The 15569-nt window shown below is 74.1% G+C and carries 15 protein-coding genes; 5 read left to right on the top strand and 10 right to left on the bottom strand.

The annotated features are described in order from the left end of the window. Positions 1-125 precede the first annotated feature (125 nt). Entirely contained in the window at positions 126-704 is a 579-nt protein-coding gene (locus GGE06_RS26115) for a TetR/AcrR family transcriptional regulator (RefSeq protein WP_116158175.1), read from the top strand. Here the strand turns inward: GGE06_RS26115 and GGE06_RS26110 are convergent. The 7 genes from GGE06_RS26110 to GGE06_RS26080 all read right to left on the bottom strand — a co-directional run bounded on the left by GGE06_RS26110 (position 694) and on the right by GGE06_RS26080 (position 9708). Continuing rightward, positions 694-2424 (bottom strand): acetate--CoA ligase, encoded by a 1731-nt coding sequence (locus GGE06_RS26110; RefSeq protein WP_184931975.1) that lies wholly within the window; start codon positions 2422-2424, stop codon positions 694-696. The genes GGE06_RS26115 and GGE06_RS26110 overlap by 11 nt on opposite strands. Further along, a complete protein-coding gene (locus GGE06_RS43805; RefSeq protein ID WP_312883302.1) occupies positions 2421-5666 on the bottom strand; it encodes an FAD/NAD(P)-binding protein in 3246 nt (1081 codons plus the stop codon). Before GGE06_RS43805 ends, GGE06_RS26110 begins: the two co-directional genes overlap by 4 nt. After that, the gene (locus GGE06_RS26100) at positions 5663-6136 is read right to left on the bottom strand and encodes a cobalamin B12-binding domain-containing protein (RefSeq protein ID WP_116158177.1); all 474 of its coding nucleotides are present in this window, start codon (positions 6134-6136) and stop codon (positions 5663-5665) included. Before GGE06_RS26100 ends, GGE06_RS43805 begins: the two co-directional genes overlap by 4 nt. A gap of 99 nt (positions 6137-6235) precedes the next feature. Continuing rightward, positions 6236-6652, bottom strand: coding sequence for a cupin domain-containing protein (locus GGE06_RS26095; protein WP_116158178.1), 417 nt, complete (start codon positions 6650-6652; stop codon positions 6236-6238). Beyond that, positions 6645-7550 carry a sulfurtransferase gene (locus tag GGE06_RS26090; RefSeq protein WP_116158179.1) on the bottom strand — a complete coding sequence of 302 codons (906 nt, stop codon included), beginning with the start codon at positions 7548-7550 and terminating at the stop codon, positions 6645-6647. Before GGE06_RS26090 ends, GGE06_RS26095 begins: the two co-directional genes overlap by 8 nt. Before the next feature lie 41 nt (positions 7551-7591). After that, entirely contained in the window at positions 7592-8131 is a 540-nt protein-coding gene (locus GGE06_RS42790) for an HPP family protein (RefSeq protein WP_184931974.1), read from the bottom strand. A gap of 47 nt (positions 8132-8178) precedes the next feature. Continuing rightward, on the bottom strand, positions 8179-9708 hold the full coding sequence (locus tag GGE06_RS26080; RefSeq protein WP_116158181.1) for a vanadium-dependent haloperoxidase: 1530 nt from the start codon (positions 9706-9708) through the stop codon (positions 8179-8181). A gap of 392 nt (positions 9709-10100) precedes the next feature. Here GGE06_RS26080 and GGE06_RS26075 point away from each other — a divergent pair, with 392 nt between their 5' ends. Both GGE06_RS26075 and GGE06_RS26070 read left to right on the top strand, forming a co-directional pair. After that, positions 10101-10616: a hypothetical protein gene (locus GGE06_RS26075; RefSeq protein ID WP_116158182.1), complete on the top strand. Its 516-nt coding sequence runs from the start codon at positions 10101-10103 to the stop codon at positions 10614-10616. A gap of 81 nt (positions 10617-10697) precedes the next feature. Continuing rightward, a complete protein-coding gene (locus GGE06_RS26070) occupies positions 10698-11348 on the top strand; it encodes a ScbR family autoregulator-binding transcription factor (RefSeq protein ID WP_116158183.1) in 651 nt (216 codons plus the stop codon). Between the two features lie 13 nt (positions 11349-11361). On the opposite strand, the gene GGE06_RS26065 is transcribed toward GGE06_RS26070, so the two are convergent. From GGE06_RS26065 to GGE06_RS26055, 3 genes are read right to left on the bottom strand one after another with little or no spacing between them, the layout of a single operon-like run. Then, positions 11362-12126, bottom strand: coding sequence for a glucose 1-dehydrogenase (locus GGE06_RS26065; RefSeq protein WP_116158184.1), 765 nt, complete (start codon positions 12124-12126; stop codon positions 11362-11364). Between the two features lie 51 nt (positions 12127-12177). Further along, positions 12178-13116 (bottom strand): NAD-dependent epimerase/dehydratase family protein, encoded by a 939-nt coding sequence (locus tag GGE06_RS26060; RefSeq protein WP_116158185.1) that lies wholly within the window; start codon positions 13114-13116, stop codon positions 12178-12180. Positions 13117-13150: 34 nt separating this feature from the next. Next, the gene (locus GGE06_RS26055; protein WP_184931973.1) at positions 13151-14104 is read right to left on the bottom strand and encodes a ScbA/BarX family gamma-butyrolactone biosynthesis protein; all 954 of its coding nucleotides are present in this window, start codon (positions 14102-14104) and stop codon (positions 13151-13153) included. A 128-nt stretch (positions 14105-14232) separates the two neighbouring features. Here GGE06_RS26055 and GGE06_RS26050 point away from each other — a divergent pair, with 128 nt between their 5' ends. Next, a complete protein-coding gene (locus GGE06_RS26050) occupies positions 14233-14913 on the top strand; it encodes a ScbR family autoregulator-binding transcription factor (RefSeq protein ID WP_116158187.1) in 681 nt (226 codons plus the stop codon). 171 nt (positions 14914-15084) lie between these two features. Beyond that, the coding region (locus tag GGE06_RS26045) for an acyl-CoA dehydrogenase family protein (RefSeq protein WP_184931972.1) at positions 15085-15569 on the top strand (485 nt) is incomplete at its 3' end.

Here is a 15569-nt window from a genome sequence, read left to right as displayed (position 1 = left end):
ACAAGACGGAACTGATCGGTACCATCAGGACGGTACCGATCGGTTCCGTCCGGCGCAACGGGAAGGCCCCGCTCCGCCCCTTCGCATCGGAATCCCTGATACGGCACCGAGTGGTACCGTCTCGTATGGCCACGAACGCGAAAGAGCGGCTCCTCAGCGCGGCGGAGCGGCTTTTCTACGAAGAGGGCATCCGGGCCGTCGGGATCGAACGGATCCTGTCCGAGTCCGGAGTCGGCCGCGCCTCCTTCTACCGCCACTTCCCCAGCAAGGACGACGTCGTCGTCGAGGTCCTGCGGCGCCGCGACACCCTCTGGCGCAGCTGGCTCGACGACCGGATCACGGCCAGCGGGCGCTCCCCCGAGGAGCTGCCGCTCGCGCTCTTCGACGGGCTCGCGGAGCGGTTCTCCGCGAGCGACTTCCGCGGCTGCGCCTTCATCAACACGATGGTCGAGACCGCCGACCCCGACAGCCCCGCGCACCGCGTGGCCGCCGCGCACAAGGAGAAGGTCATCGAGGTCCTCGACCGGCTCCTCGCCCAGGCCGGCTACCGGGACCACGAGCGCCTGGCCCGCCAGCTGGCCCTGCTCGGCGACGGCGCCATCGTCACCGCCCTGCGCGAGGGCACGCCCGAGGCGGCGGTACGCGCCGGGGGCGTGGCGGAGGTCCTGCTGCGCGCGGCGGACCGGGAGCCGGTCAGACACTGAGAGGCGCCCCCTGGGATCCCGGACTCAGCTCGCCCCGGCGCACCTTGCCGGAGCGGGTGCGGGGCAGACGGGGGACGACGTCGACGCCCCGGGGGACGAAGACGGGCGCGAGCCGCCCGGCGGCGAGGGCGAGGAGTTCGGCTCCGACCCGCGGGTGCCGGGCGGCGGGCGGTTCGGCGCTCTCCTCGTGGAGTTCCACCACGGCGTACGGTGCCAGGCCGCCGTCCGGGTCCGGGCAGGGGATCACCGCCGCGTCGGCGACCTCCGGGTGGGTGCGCAGGACCGCCTCGATCTCCGGCGGGGAGACCCGGTGGCCGTGGGACTTGAAGACCTCGTCCATCCGGCCGAGCAGCCGGATGGAGCCGTCCGCGCACCGCTCCCCCCGGTCGCCCGTGCCGTACAGGCCGCCGGCGAAGGCCTCCGCCGTGCGTGCGGGCAGGTCGGCGTAGCCCCGCATGAGGCCGGGCGGGCGGTCCGTCAGGTCCACGCACACCTCCCCGGCCTCGCCCGGCTCGCCCGTCTCCGGGTCCCGCAGCACGATCCGGTAGCCGGGCAGCGGGTGCCCGAGCGGGGCGAGCGGGGCGGGGCCGCCGGGGGCGCGGCCGATGAGGGCGGTGGCCTCGGTCTGGCCGTACCCGTCGCGTACCCGTACGCCCCACGCCGCCTCGACGCGGTCCGCGGTCTCGGCGGTCAGGGGCTCCCCCGCGGCCGTCGCCTCGCGCAGCCGCGGGACGTCCGCTCCCCCGGTGACGTGCGGGAGCATCGCCCGCCAGGCGCTGGGCGGCGCGCAGAAGCTGGTGACGCCGTGCGCGGCGAGGGCCCGGGGCAGGACGGCCGGCGGGAGGCCGCCGTCGGGTGGTGCGAGGACGGTCGCCTCGGCCGCCCAGGGCACGAAGAAGCTGGACCAGGAGTGCTTGGCCCAGCCGGGGGCGGAGAGGTTGAGGTGCCGGTCGCCGGGGCGCAGCCCGCTCCAGTACAGGCTGGAGAGGTGTCCGACGCCGTAGCCGGCGTGGCTGTGCTCGACGAGCTTCGGCAGGGAGGTCGTCCCGGAGGTGAAGTAGCAGAAGGAGGGGTCGTCGGCGCGGGTGGGCCCGTCGGGGACGAAGGGCGTCCGGCCGGGACCGCGCGTGTCGGGGTACGGGGACCAGCCGGGCCGGTCGGCGCCGGGCGCCGTCCGGAGCCCCGGCACCGGCAACCCGTCGAGCATCGGGACGAGTTCGGGCGCGCAGACCACGTGCCGGATGCGGCCGCGGGTGATCCGGTCGGCCGCCTCGTCGCGGGTGAGGTCCTGGTAGGCGGGGACGACGACCGCGCCGAGCTTGACGCAGCCGAGCAGGGTCTCCCAGAGTTCGGCCCTCGTCCCGAGCAGGACGAGGACGCGGTCGCCCCGGGCGACCCCCCGCTCCCGCAGGGCGGTCGCCAACGCGCCGGAGCGTGCGGAGAGTTCGGCGAAGGAGACCCGGTCGACGACGGGGACGGCGCCGTCCGGGTCCGGGTGGCCGAGGAGCTCCAGGGCCGGCCGGTCGTTGCCCTCGGCGATCACGTCGAACCAGTCGAGGGCCCAGTTGAAGTGCTCGGCCCGCGGCCACCGGAAGGCGGCGCGGGCCGCCTCCCGGTCGCCGCGCAGCCGGAGCAGCAGGTCGCGGGCGGCCCGGTACTCCTCGTGGGCGGGCGTACGGGCGGCACCCTGGACGCCCCCGGGCGTTCGGACGGTGCTCACGCGGCACCACCGGCGAGGAGGGCCTCCGCGATCGCGTCGGCGTCCCGGGTGAAGGAGCCCCAGGGGCCCGGCCGGCCGCTGCCGACCTGGGTGAACCAGCGGGTGTGCTCGCTGGGGATGCCGAGCACGTGCGTGGTGAGGTCCACCGAGCCGTCCGCCCGGACCGGGTGGAACGGCGCGTCCGTGCAGTCGAGGCCGCCGGTGGCGAACTCCCCCGCTCCCTCGGCCGCGTTGGTGAAGGTGCGGATCTCGCCGTCGACCATGAGGCCCCGGATCAGCGGGTCCCGGTCCGCCGCCAGGTCGGTGCCCGGCACCCGGGCGTCGACGAGGACGTCCAGGGCGGTCCAGGAGTTCTCGACCTGCGCGGACTCCACGGCGAACCGGCCCTCGACGGGGTCGGCCTCGAAGCGGGCGCCGGGGCCCACCGGTTCGAGGACCCCGGCGGCGAGCAGGGCGAGGAACTGCCGCGAGCGCAGCTGCGGCGGTCCCGTCGAGACCATCGCGGCGACGGGGCCGAACTCGGCGAGGAACCAGCGGTGCGAGTCGGGGGTGAGTCCGCCGAAGTCGACCACGGAGCGGATCGTCTGCCGGACGTCCCGCAGCACGTCGGCGGCGGCCTTGAGGGGTCCGTCGGCGTTGCCCCGGCGGGCTTCGGCCAGGTCGGCGCGGAGCCACTCGGTGAGCACCTTGTGGTACTCGGCCGTGGAGCCGAAGCGCCGGCCGGCGAACGGGCGGGCGAGCGCGTCGAGCCCGGTGAGCGGCCGCGGGTCGACCCGGTAGCCGTAGCCGGCGGCGAGCGGCTCCAGGAGCCGCGGGCGGGGGTCGGAGCGGTCGGCGAGGAGGGCCACCGCCCGCTCGGTGAACTCCTCGGCCGCCGCCGTGCCGTGGAACCGGCGGATGCGGGTGGCGAGGAGCACCAGGTTCACCTCGGCGAGCAGCCAGGGCAGGACGGTGCGCTCGAAGTCGAGTGGCGCCCCGGTCGCCCTGAGCTCGGCCATCCGCTCGGGGGTGAAGAGCCGTGCCCGGTAGCGGTGTTCGGGTCCCTTCTGGTTGGCGCCCCGGGTGAGCAGCGGCACTCCCCCGCGTGAACCGGCCAGGATCCGGGGCTCCTTCCCGCTGGGCAGGTAGAGCAGTCCGTCCTCGCCCTCGGTGAAGGTGCCGCCGCGCCCGAGGGTGAGCTCGGTGAGGACGTCGTAGAAGGTGAGGCCCATGCCGAGGACGCCCACGGTCGCGCCCGCCGGGACGTGGCAGAGCGGCATCTCGCTCGCGGAGCCGCCGGCCACGTACCGCACGGGCCGGGCGGGGGTGCTGTGCTCGCGGGCGAACCGCTGCCAGGCGCGCTGCTCCGGGTCGAGTTCGGTGAGGGGGTGTCCGGTGGCGAGGACGAGCCGGTCGACGGTGAGGACGTCGCCGGTGTCGAGTCGCAGCCGGTGCGCTCCCGCGTCCGGCCCGTCGTCCTCGCGCGTCCGGTCCGCGCAGATCACCCGGGCGGGGACCCGGTGGACGGTGACCCAGGACGGCAGCGTGGCCTCGATCCGCGCCATGACGTACGTCAGGTAGCGGCCGTAGACGGCGCGGGGCGCGTACCCGTCGGGCTCGGCGGCCGCCGGGTCGTCCTGCGCCCACCACTCGCCGAGCGTGGGTCCGGCGCCGGGCCGGTGGGGCCCGTCGTCGGCGGGCCCGGAGAACATGGTGACCTCCTGGGCGGGGGTGTTCATCAGGAACCAGGGCGACTGGTCCGTACGCCAGATCCGCCCGGCCCCCGCCTCGTACGGATCGACCGCGAACACCTCCAGGGGCCGCGCGGGCCGCTCCTCGGCGCAGCGGGCGGCGAGCCGTTCCAGTACGGAGAGGCCGCGCGGGCCCATGCCGGCGAACGCGACCCGCAGGGGTGCGGTCGTCGGCGGCGGGGTGGCCGGGGGCGCCGGGTCGGGGGTCGGATGGGTCTCGCCCAGCCGGTCGTGTGCGCGGGCGACGCGGCCGAGCATGCCGGAGAGCTGTCGTGAGGTCATCGGAACGGTCCTCCTGCTGGTGGTGAGCAGCGGCAGCGCGCCCAGGTCGGTCCACCGCAGGCGCCCGTCGGGTGCGACGGTGGACCGGACGGCGCCCCGGTTGTCCGGGTGCAGGCAGAACGGCACGTCGAGGAGACCCCGGTCGAAGGCCTTCAGGAGGGCGGTGCCGAGGTCGTCGGAGAGCGCGAGGACGGTGGTGACCAGGGTGCGGGCCTCGGCGTACGTGTCCTCGGCGTCGGTCCCGGCGACGAGGCGGGTGCCGTGGGCGCCGCGGGCCGCTTCGGCGGCGATCCGCAGGGCGGTGAGGTTCTCGTGGACGGTGGGGATCCGGTGCGCCTCGGTCTCGGTCTTCACGATGAGGCGCTGCGCCCCGCCGCGCACGGCGAGTTCGGCGCTGCGGCGCAGCAGCAGCCGGGCGCCCTGCACGGTCTTCGGGTACACGCCCATGTACGTGTAGAGCACGATGTGCCGGTCGACGGCCGGCGGCAGGAACTCGTCGGCGAGCCTCCGCAGCGCGGTGAGGGCTCCCGCGTCCTGGCCGGGGTGGGTCTGCTGGGTGTAGCTGAGGGAGACGCTGGTCGCGCCGTTGGCGACGAAGAAGAGGCATTCGAGGACCGAGACGGCGACGAGCAGCGAGGGCGGGCAGAGCTGGCCGAGCAGGCAGCCGCCGAAGGATTCGAGGTGGGCCCGGCGGCCGTGCGTACGGCTCTCCTCCGTGAGGAACTGGACGGAGTCGCGCCAGGCGGCGACGGATTCGGCGAGCGGGGTGCGGCCGTAGGGCAGGCAGTACGAGACGGGGCCGCCCTCGGAGGCGGCGAGCCCGGCGGCGGTCATGGTGCGGAAGATGGCCATCGGGTCGGCGGAGCCGTGCCGGACCTGGACGGGGGTGCCGCGGCCGGCCGCGGCGGCGACCTTCGCGCCGGTCCTCGGGCCGTGGCTGACCAGCGGGAAGCCGTTGAGGGGGCGTCCGGCGCGGAGGGCGGCGGTGGCGGCGGCGTGGTCGCCGACGCGGGTGTAGCTGTCGATGGTGAGGGTGGCGACGGTCCGTTCGGGCAGGGCGGCGACGGCGGCGACTCCGCGGGCCATGTCCCCGGGTCCCGCCATGCCCATGCGGGGCTGGACGACCAGCTCTCCGGCGTCGGCGGACTGCCGGACGAAGGCGCCGAGGTCTCCGGGGGCGATCGGGGGCGGGGTCGGGGGCCGCGTCGGGGGCGGGGCGAGGACGGTCACGCCGCTGCCCTCCCTCTACACGCGCCGTCGAGGCCGGCGAGCCGGCGGAGCAGCGCGGTGGGCGGGGTGCCGTCCGCGTACACCTCGTCGTATCCGGCGTCGAGGAGTTCGGCGGCGCGGGTGGAGGCGCCCTCCGGGGAGATGCCGAGGAGTCCGCCGATGACCATCGGCACGGAGCGGGTCCGCTCGTCGGCGCGCAGGGCGCGGGCGGCGCGCAGGCCGTCCTGGTGGCCGTGGCCGTTGACGGAGGAGAAGACGACGAGGTCGGGGTCGGTCATCCCGACGGTGTCGACGAGCAGCTGCTCGGGGACGCAGGGGCCGAGGTTGAGCACGGAGTGCCCGTGCTCCTCCAGGAGGAGCTGGAGGTGGACCAGGTTCCAGGTGTGGGCGTCGGAGGAACCGGTGGTGAGCAGGACCCGGCGGGAGGGCTGGGGACTGCGCAGGGACTGAGGCCGTGCGGACGGTGTCATGGCGTCTCTCTCCGGAAGGGGGCGGGGGACGGGCGGGTTCGGGTACGGAACGAGGCCGCCGGGCCTTCGCGAAGCGCCCGGCGGCCTCGGGGTGCCGGGTCAGGCGGCGGCGCCGACGCCCGTGGTGATCTCGCCCGGCTTCGGGGTGCGGGCGGCGGCGGGGCGGGCGCGGACGGCGAGGACGGTGCAGCCCTCGGCGCTGGACATCTGGTGGCGGGTGCCGGGCTCCTCGACGACGAGGTCGCCGCGGTGGAAGCGGCGCCCGTCGCTGTGGTCGAGGGTGCCGTCGAGGACGAGCATCAGCTCGTGGCCGAGGTGCTCGTGGAAGTCGCCGTGCGCGCCGGGCGGGAAGCGCAGCAGGAGGGAGGCGGAGTCCTGGTCCTGGGCGGGGTCGGGGCCCCACAGCACGACGTACTCGACGCCGACGCGGCCGGGTTCGGTCCAGGGCACCCAGGGCAGTTCGGTCTGGTCGAAGCCGTTGCGGAGCACATTGCGGAAGACGGTGACGTCAGGCATGGGCGGGGACCTCCGGGGCGCGCTGGGCGACGAGGGACGGGATGCCGTCGGGGCCCCACGGCTGGGGGCCGTTGACGATGGGGGCGCCGATGAGCGAGCCGAACTCGCGCCAGGCGCCGTCGTAGTTGCGGACGTCGGGGAGCCCGAGGAGCTCGCTGAGGACGAACCAGCTGTGGGCGGAGCGCCAGCCGACCCGGCAGTACAGGACGGTGGGGACGTCGGTGCGGACGGCCGCGTAGGCGGCGGCCAGCTCCTCCCGGTCGCGGAAGGTGCCGTCGGCGCGGACGGCGGTGTTCCACGGGATGTGCTCGGCGGAGAGCGCGTGCCCGCACCGCACGCCGAGGTCCTCGGGCACGCCGGGCGGGGTGTTGCTCCGCCCGAGGTACTCCTCCAGGGAGCGGACGTCGAGGAGTTGGTGGCGGCCGATGTGGTCGAGCATGTCCTCGCGGCGGGCGCGGACGGTCTCGTCGACGGCGGGTACGGGGTAGGTGACGGGCGCACGCTCCGGGACGTCCCCGGTGAGGGGGCCGCCGAGCGCCTGCCAGCGGGCCCGGCCGCCGTCGAGGAGCCGCAGCTCCCGGTGGCCGTACAGCCGGAACTGCCAGTATCCGGCGGCGGCCCACCAGTTGTTGTTGCCGCTGAGGAAGACCACGGTGTGATCGGCGGTGATGCCGTGCCGGCCGAGGAGCGCGGCGAAGGCCTCGGGGCCGATGAGGTCCCGGCGCACCGGGTCCTGGAGGTCGGCGGTCCAGTCGAGGCGGACGGAGCCGGGGATCCGGCCTCCCGAGCCGCCGCCGTCGGTGATCTCGACGACGACCGTGCGCTCGTCCCCGGTCGTCGGGTTCCGCAGCTGCTCCATGAGCTGCTCGCAGCTGACGAGCAGTCTGTCTCGGTTCATGGTGGCTCCGTTGAGGGTGTGGGCGGGAGGGGGGGCGGGGGTCACCACCAGTACGACGGGTACTTGCCGATCGCGCCGAGCCGCGAGGCGACGAGGCCCACCAGGACGAGCAGGGCGCTGCCGACGGCGAGCAGGACGAGGAAGCGCAGGGGCGCGGGGTCCTGGAGGACGGCGAGGACGGCGGTGGCGGCGGCGGGCGCGTGGACGGCCCGCAGCAGCAGCATCAGTCCGACGCTGAGACCGGCGGCGAGGGCGGCCACCCACAGGGAGTGGCCGAGGACGGCGACCGCGACGAGGCCGAGGGCGCCGGAGCCGAGCTGGCCGAGGAGGACGCCCCGGGGCTGGGCCGGGGGCAGGGCGGGGGTGCTGCAGATGATCATCGCGGTGGCGGCGAGCGGGGCGATCATCAGGAGGTGGCCGGTGGCCTCGCCGAGCGCGACGAGGATCAGCAGCGACACGACGGTGGCGAGGCTGCCGAGCACGGCGGGCCGGGGGCCGGGGAAGGGCGGGGCGCCGCCCGCCCATCGGCTCGGGGCGGGCGGGGCCGCCGCACCCGCGGGGGTCTGGGTCTGGTTGCTCACGGTGTACTCCTCGTGCGACGGGCGGGGGCGGATCGACGGCGGCCGGCTCAGCGGTGGGAGCCGTTGAAGTAGCGCATGGCCTTGCGGTGGACGACCTCGCCGATGCGGTGGCCCATCTCGATGCCGGGCTCGTTGTCGAAGCTCCAGTGCATGCCGCCGTACACGCGGGAGATGCCGGCCTGGTGGGCGGCCTCGCTGAAGGTGGCCCAGTGCAGGACGACGTCGGTGCGCGGGGTGAGGCCGGGCTCGACGGTGGAGGCGCCCGCCTTGAAGCGGTACGAGTCGCCGAAGGAGTCCGAGCCGGTGAAGCGGCGGAGGAACTCGGAGGCGGCGCCGGAGAACGTGCTGTGCCCGGAGACGGTGGAAGGGAACGGCGGGACGGCCACGTACGCCTGCCAGTTCACGCCGTCCATGGTGACGGTGCCCTGCCCGGGGCCGCCCCAGGCGCGGATCTGCTGCCCGCGCCGGTCGTACGGGACGAGGGTGGAGGGACGCGCGAAGTTGTACTGGGCCTTGACCGCCCAGGAGCCGATGGCGGCGTCGCACTCGGCCATGTTGAGGCCGAAGAAGAGCTTGGCGTCCTCGTCGACGCCGTGCCCGTCGCGGGCGGAGACGTACCGCCCCCACATCTGCTGCGCGCCGGGCGGGGTGACGTCGTCGTTGAGCCAGAACTCGGCTATCGCCTTGTGCTCGTCCGTCAGGCCGGCGCTGATGTCGAGGAGTTCCTCGATGGCGGCCGTCATGCGGACGGAGGGGTACGCGGGCGGGGCGGGGACCGTGAACTGGTCGGGGCTGCTCAGCGCGAAGGGCTGCATCACCGCGAACTGCGGGGTGAGGTACTTCTGCGTCTTGCCGTTCACGATCAGCGGGGTCCAGTGCGCCGGGTCCGTGACCGTGGCCGGGTCGAAGGCGCCGGCGATCTGCGGGCTGTTGCGCGGCTGGTAGCCGGTGGTGTCGGAGTACGCGGGGGTGCCGAGCTGGTTGGCGCCGTCGGCGTGCCGGTACTCGATCACGGCGCGGGCGGTGCGGAGCCCGATCCAGGCGGGGCTGTACGGGCGGGGGTCCGTGAGCTCGGGGTCGCCGCCGAGGCTGCGCAGCATCGAGTCGATGGCGACCTTGTACTCGGGGTACAGGTCGAGCAGGGCGAGGTGTGCCGCGTAGTTGATGGCCTCGTTCTTGTTGTCGAGGGTCCGCTCGGCGCGGGGGCGGCGCAGGGAGCCGCCGAAGCGGGTGCCGACGGCGTGGCGGTCGTAACAGGCCCAGGCGTCGTAGATGGCGTTGTGGACGACCGCGAGGGCACGGGCGTTCACGGTGGCGGGGCCGAAGCGGTTGCCGGCGGCGTGGTAGCGGCCGAGGATCGCGTCCATCGCGGCCTGGTTCCAGCGGACGACGACGCTGGGGTCGGCCACGGCGCCGGGGGCCCGGCGGCCGGTGCGGGTCTCGGCCTCGAAGCTGGTGGGAACGGCCCGGGCGGCGGTGCCGGTCAGGGCGAACGCGCCGGCCGCGGCGGCGGTCGTGGTGAGCACCCGGCGCCGGGTGAGCGGGGTGCGGGCGGGGGTGGCGGGGCGGTGGGTCATCCGGGGGTTCCTTCGCAGACGGGCGCAGACGGGCCGGGGAGTGGACGGACTCGGGGTCCGGGCCTGTGCATCAGCCCCGGACCGGCCGGAGATCAAACACAAACTCGAACGTTCTTCAGGCTGGCGAGATCCGATCGGGCCCGGCAACGGCCGATCGACTTCTTCCATCGCGGGCATGCAAGGAAGCGATGGGCGTCGCCGGGGGCCCCGGAGGCTCGTTAGCGTGGGCCCACGGCGTCCACCCCTCCGGCCGCGATTTCGGCGTGATCCGAACGGTCCGCCCGCCCGGCCCCACCTCGGCGGGGTCTCGAACCGCCTTGCCCGGCTCGCCCCGTCCGGCCTCGATCCGCCCCGTCCGGCCCCGCGTCGACTCGTGTTGGAGATGCCCGCCCATGACCGTTTCCCCGGAACTCTCGCCTCCCGTCACGACCACCGCTCCGCCGCCACCGCCACCGCCGCCCCGCACCGGCGCCTTCTACCGGCTCGCGCCACGGCTGCACCGGTACGGCCTCGGCATGCTCCGGGCCGGCCTCGGCGGGGTGTTCGTCTGGTTCGGCGTGCTCAAGGTCATCGGGCTGAGCCCGGCGGCCGCACTCGTCGTCGCCGTCCTGCCGTTCCCCGCCGGGGGCTGGTTCGTGCCCGCGCTCGGCTGGGCGGAGATCGCCCTCGGCGTCTGGCTGATGTCGGGCCGCGCCCGCGCCGCCGCGCTCCCGGTGCTCACCGCCCACCTCTGCGGCACCTTCGCGGTGCTCGTCCTCACCCCGGCGCTCGCCTTCGCCCACTCCAACCCGCTGCTGCTCACGCTGGTGGGCGAGTTCGTCGTCAAGAACGTGGTGCTGCTCGCCGGCGCGGTCGTGGTCCTCACCCGACCGGGGCGTCCGGAGGCCGGGTTCACCGAAGCGCCCTGAAGGCACACCAAGGCACACCAAAGCCCCGTACAATACCGCTCAGTCGGTTTGACGTCGGCACAGGGGCTACTGGAGCCAGAGGTGACCAAACAAGAGCGGGCCACACGGACCCGTGACGCGCTGATCAGTTCGGCGGCCAGGGAGTTCGAGCGGCACGGCTACGCCCTGGCCACCCTGTCCGCCATCAGCTCGGGGGCGGGCGTGAGCCCCGGGGCGCTCCACTTCCACTTCGAGAACAAGGCCGCGGTCGCCTGCGCCGTCGAGGACGAGGCCTGCGCCACCCTGCGCCGGACCGCCCGGATCGTGTACGGGCGACGGTCGAACGCCCTGCAGAACCTGGCCGACACCTCGCACGCCCTGGCCAGGCTGCTCCGCGACGACGTCGTCGTCCGCGCCGGGTTCCGGCTCAGCTGCGCCGACGACTCCCGTACGGAGCTCAATCTGCGCCAGGAGTGGCAGAGCTGTGTGCAGCAGCGGCTCGCGGAGGCGGCCGACGAGGGCCTGCTCGCCGCCGGCACCGGGCGTCAGCAGGACCTCGCCCGCATGATCGTGGCCGCCACGATCGGCCTGGAGGCCCTCTGCCGCGACAACGACGAATGGCTCTCACCCCGTTCCGTCACGAGCCTGTGGCGGACGCTGCTCCCGATGCTGGCGGACCCGGGGGCGCTCGACGGGCTCGAACCCGCGGGCAGTCCGGCCGTGACCGGCCTCGTGCACGCGCCCGTCGGCTGAGCGTCCGGCCCGGTCAGAGCTTGTAGCCGCCCGACACGTCCACGCACTGGCCGGTGATCCAGCGCGCGTCGTCGGAGACGAGGAAGGCGACCACGTCCGCGATGTCGGCCGGCGTCCCGAGCCGGTTGAGCACCGAGTGGGCCGCGAGGGCGGCACTCGCCTCCGGCGTCGTGCGGCGGTGCGCGTTCATGTCCGTCGCGACATAGCCGGGGGCCACGGAGTTCACCGTGATCCCCCGGGGCGCCAGCTCCTTCGCGAGGGCCGGGGTCATCGTGTCGACGGCCCCCTTGGTCATCACGTAGGTGACGGACTCGGGGAAGGCGCGCTTCGTCGCGGCCGAGGAGATGTTGACGATCCGGCCGCCGTCGCTCAGCCGGTCGAGACCCCGCTGGACGAGGAAGAGCGGGGCCTTGACGTTGATCGCGAAGAGCCGGTCGAAGACCTCGCCGGTCAGCTCGTGGATCCGGCCCGAGCCGCTGGCCGCCGCGTTGTTGACGAGGATGTCGAAACCCGGACCGGCGCCCCGCTCCGCGAGGCCCGCGTCCAGGGCGGCGTAGAACGTGTCCACGGCGTCCGGCTCCTCCAGTTCCGCGTGGACCGCGAAGGCCCGGCCGCCCGCCTCCTCGATGGCCCGCACCGTCTCGCGGGCGGCCGCCTCGCTGCGGCCGTAGTGCACGGCGACCAGGGCGCCGTCCCTGGCCAGCCGCTCCGCGATGCCTCTTCCGATGCCTCGGCTCGCCCCGGTGACGATCGCGGTCTTTCCGGCCAGCGCGGACATGTCGGTGGTGCCTTCTTTCCGTTCGGATCTGCTGTGCGGGGAGGTTCCGCGTCAGGAGGGGTCGATCGCGGCGCGGTACCACGGCAGGTGGTCCGCGATCGTCGCGGTGAAGCCCGGCCCCGGCTCCCGGCCCCACTCCCGCCAGGGGCGGTCGTCCTCGAACCAGTGGTCGGTGGCGAGCATCGCGAGGTGGTGCTGCGCGAAGGGGAGGTCCGCGAGCAGTTCCCGGGCCTCGGCGATGTCCACCGTCGGCCCCCGGGTCCCGGCCCGCCCGTCGAGGAGCGTCTCGGCGACCGCGAGCAGTTCCGCCACCGGAACCGGCTCCGGATGGTTGACGTAGTGGGCGCCCGGCCGCGTCCGCGGGGAGAGCGCCGCGCCGAGCAGGGCCCCCGCCAGGCTGTCCACGTCGACCAGGGAGTGCAGCGAGGAGCCCCCGTCGAGCGGGCCCGGGAGCGCGGCGAGCAGCCGGACGATGCCGGCCATCAGCTGCCGGTCCCCCGTGCCGTACACGAGGTGGGGGCGCAGGACGGTCCCGCCCGCGTCCAGGACGTACCGCTCCCCCGCCGCCCGGGTGCGGCTGGTCGCCGAGCCCGGGGCGAGCGGCAGGGTGCCGGGCGCCGCCGCGCGGAAGGGGCCGCGGCCGTGGACGGAGGCGGTGCTCAGGGAGACGATCCGGGTCACCCCGGCGCGTACGGCCGCGTCGACCAGGGCCCGGGTCCCCTCGTCGTTGACGGCGCGGGACAGGTCCTCGTCCGCGCCGATCGCCGAGGCGCAGTGGATCAGCACGTCGGTGCCCTCGCAGGCGCGGCGCAGCGAGTCGGGGTCGCGGAGGTCGCCCGGGGCGACCTCGACGCCCGGGGCCGCCGGCGGGGTGAGCGGGCGGCGGGCGAGCAGCCGTACGCTCGCCGGCCCGGCCGAGGCCGCGGCCGTCGCCGCCACCCGGCTGCCGATGAATCCGGTCGCGCCGGTGATCAGTATGCGAGGCCCCATGGTTCCGTTCTGTTCCGTTCCGTCGCGGTCCTGCTCAGCCGGTCAGGCAGGTGCCGAGGCCGGCTCCGGCCACCGCGAGGTCCCGGGACGGGGCGGTGAGCGTGCAGAGGAAGACGGGCTCCCCGTCCTGCGCGCCGCTGACGCGGACGGTGGCCGTCTCGGGGTCGGAGCCGGGCAGGACCTCGGCCTCGATCCAGCAGGGGCTGTCGAGTTCGGCGTACCGCGAGAACGACACGTCCATGTCGGTCGGCAGGTACGCCCGGCTGCCGAGGGTCGCCGTGGCCGCCTGCCGGGCGGCTTCGACGAGCAGCATGCCGGGCACGTGGTCGTTCGGGCGCCGGAAGAGGGTGGAGTGGCCGGTGTTGATGCGCAGCTGCCACTGGCCGGGACGCGTCCCCGGGGCCAGGACGACGTCCTTGGCGTGCTCCCGGCCGACCAGCTGGGGCGCGACGCCCGGGAGCAGCGGGACGGGCCGGCCGAGCGCGGCCATCCGCTCGCCCCGGACCCTGCGGTAGGCGAGGGCGGAGGTGCAGCGTGCCTGGGTGCCGCCGGTGGCGAGGTGCCGGCCGTCGCGGGTCAGCACCATGGTGGTGCGGAGGTTCCGCAGACTGCCGCGGCGGATGTCGAGGTCCGAGCAGATGACGTCGACGGTGACGTCGGAGGAGGGGCCGTCGAAGGCGAGGGCCTCGGCGTCGGCCGTGTAGTGGAGGCCCCACATGACGAACTGATCCTCGACGGGTACCGCGAATTCGGCATGAGCGAGCAGCATGGTCGTCTGGCGTATCGTCTCGGCCACCAGTACGGGGTCGTGCCGGTCCCCTGCCACCGGAGAGAAGAAGGGATGTGCGGCGAGCCAGCGAGCGGAGACGAAAAACCGGTTCTCCGTCAACCGGGTCCACCCCGTGGGGATGATGTCCATGGGATCCGATCGGTGAACGAACTCCCCGGGGACGCGTGTCGACGTCGCTCCTCGAAAGTTCTGATCCATGGATCCCCCTCGCGTCCCCGCGCCCCTGGGCGGCGCGTCCGCCCGGATTAGAATACGTACAGCCCGGTTTTCTTTTCAATGCTTCACGTCACACGACGAGCACAGACAGCGATACAGCGGGAGGCGCCTTGGCGCAGCAAGCGCGCGCGATAAAGACCCGGCAGGCGATCCTGCAGTCGGCTGCGGCCGTCTTCGCCGAGCGGGGCTATGAGCGCACGACCATCGGAGAGATCCTGGTTCGCGCGGGGGTGACCAAGGGAGCTCTTTATTTCCACTTTGCTTCCAAGGAAGACCTCGCCCTCGGAGTGCTCGACGCGCAGATGCTCGACATCCCGCTGCCCCCGCAGGCGATCAAGCTCCAGGAGCTCGCGGACCAGGCGTTCCTGCTGGCCCACCGGCTGCAGCGCGACGCGCTCGTGCGGGCCAGCGTCGCCCTGGCCCTCGACAGTGGCGCCACGGGAGTCGACCGGGTCGCCCCGTTCCAGGCGTGGATCGATCAGGTCTCGGAGATCCTGATGGTCGCGAAGGCGCGCGGCGAGCTGCTCGTCCACGTCGACGTGACGGACACCGCCTCGCTGTTCTCGGGCGCCTTCTCCGGGGTCCAGGCGATGTCCCAGATCCTGTGCGACCGCAAAGACCTGATCCATCGCGTGTCGGTCCTGCTCCAGCACTTCATGCCGAGCATCTGCACGCCGGCGCTGCTGACCGGACTCGGCCTGACGGAGGAGTACGGACGGAAGCTCGGCGCCGATTACGACGCGGAATGGCAGCGTAGAAACGCGGCGAACTCCGCGGAAACCGAAGATTAAGAAAACCGACTGATCGGTTCTTTACATGGCCCCGCCCCAGAGGCGAGCGGCCCCACCAGAGAGCAGAAGCGCCCCGACGCGGAACTGGCGTCGGGGCGCTCTGGCGTATATGGCACTGAGTGTGTTTTGCTGAGGGTACTCAGTGCCACAAGCGTCTAGGGGAGCTCCATCATGGGTAAGGACTTCGACCTGTATCGACCCTCCGAGGAGCACGACATGCTCCGGGAGTCGGTGCGTGCCCTCGCCGAGGCGAAGATCGTTCCGTTCGCCGCGGCGGTGGACGAGGAGGGCCGGTTCCCGCAGGAGGCCCTGGACGCGCTGGTCGCCAACGACCTGCACGCCGTGCACGTCCCCGAGACCTACGGCGGCGCCGGCGCGGACGCGCTGGCGACCGTGATCGTGATCGAGGAGGTCGCGCGCGCGTGCGGCTCGTCCTCGCTGATCCCGGCCGTCAACAAGCTCGGCTCGCTGCCGGTGATCCTGTCCGGCTCCGAGGAGCTGAAGCACAAGTACCTCGGCCCGCTGGCCAAGGGCGACGCGATGTTCTCCTACGCCCTCTCGGAGCCGGACGCCGGCTCCGACGCGGCCGGCATGAAGACCCGCGCCGTGCGCGACGGCGACTCCTGGGTGCTCAACGGCGTCAAGCGCTGGATCAC

Origin of the sequence: Streptomyces nymphaeiformis (assembly GCF_014203895.1) — a bacterium.
Taxonomy (GTDB): Bacteria; Actinomycetota; Actinomycetes; order Streptomycetales; family Streptomycetaceae; genus Streptomyces; species Streptomyces nymphaeiformis.
This window is presented reverse-complemented; position numbering and strand designations above follow the sequence as displayed.

Bases quoted from the DNA above. Each gene is read 5' to 3' on its own strand.
- GGE06_RS26115 (WP_116158175.1), top strand. From the start codon at position 126: ATGGCCACGAACGCGAAAGAGCGGCTCCTCAGCGCGGCGGAGCGGCTT.
- GGE06_RS26060 (WP_116158185.1), bottom strand. From the start codon at position 13,116: ATGGGGCCTCGCATACTGATCACCGGCGCGACCGGATTCATCGGCAGC.
- GGE06_RS26095 (WP_116158178.1), bottom strand. From the start codon at position 6,652: ATGCCTGACGTCACCGTCTTCCGCAATGTGCTCCGCAACGGCTTCGAC.
- GGE06_RS26090 (WP_116158179.1), bottom strand. From the start codon at position 7,550: ATGAACCGAGACAGACTGCTCGTCAGCTGCGAGCAGCTCATGGAGCAG.
- GGE06_RS26075 (WP_116158182.1), top strand. From the start codon at position 10,101: ATGACCGTTTCCCCGGAACTCTCGCCTCCCGTCACGACCACCGCTCCG.
- GGE06_RS26055 (WP_184931973.1), bottom strand. From the start codon at position 14,104: ATGGATCAGAACTTTCGAGGAGCGACGTCGACACGCGTCCCCGGGGAG.
- GGE06_RS26065 (WP_116158184.1), bottom strand. From the start codon at position 12,126: ATGTCCGCGCTGGCCGGAAAGACCGCGATCGTCACCGGGGCGAGCCGA.
- GGE06_RS26100 (WP_116158177.1), bottom strand. From the start codon at position 6,136: ATGACACCGTCCGCACGGCCTCAGTCCCTGCGCAGTCCCCAGCCCTCC.
- GGE06_RS26080 (WP_116158181.1), bottom strand. From the start codon at position 9,708: ATGACCCACCGCCCCGCCACCCCCGCCCGCACCCCGCTCACCCGGCGC.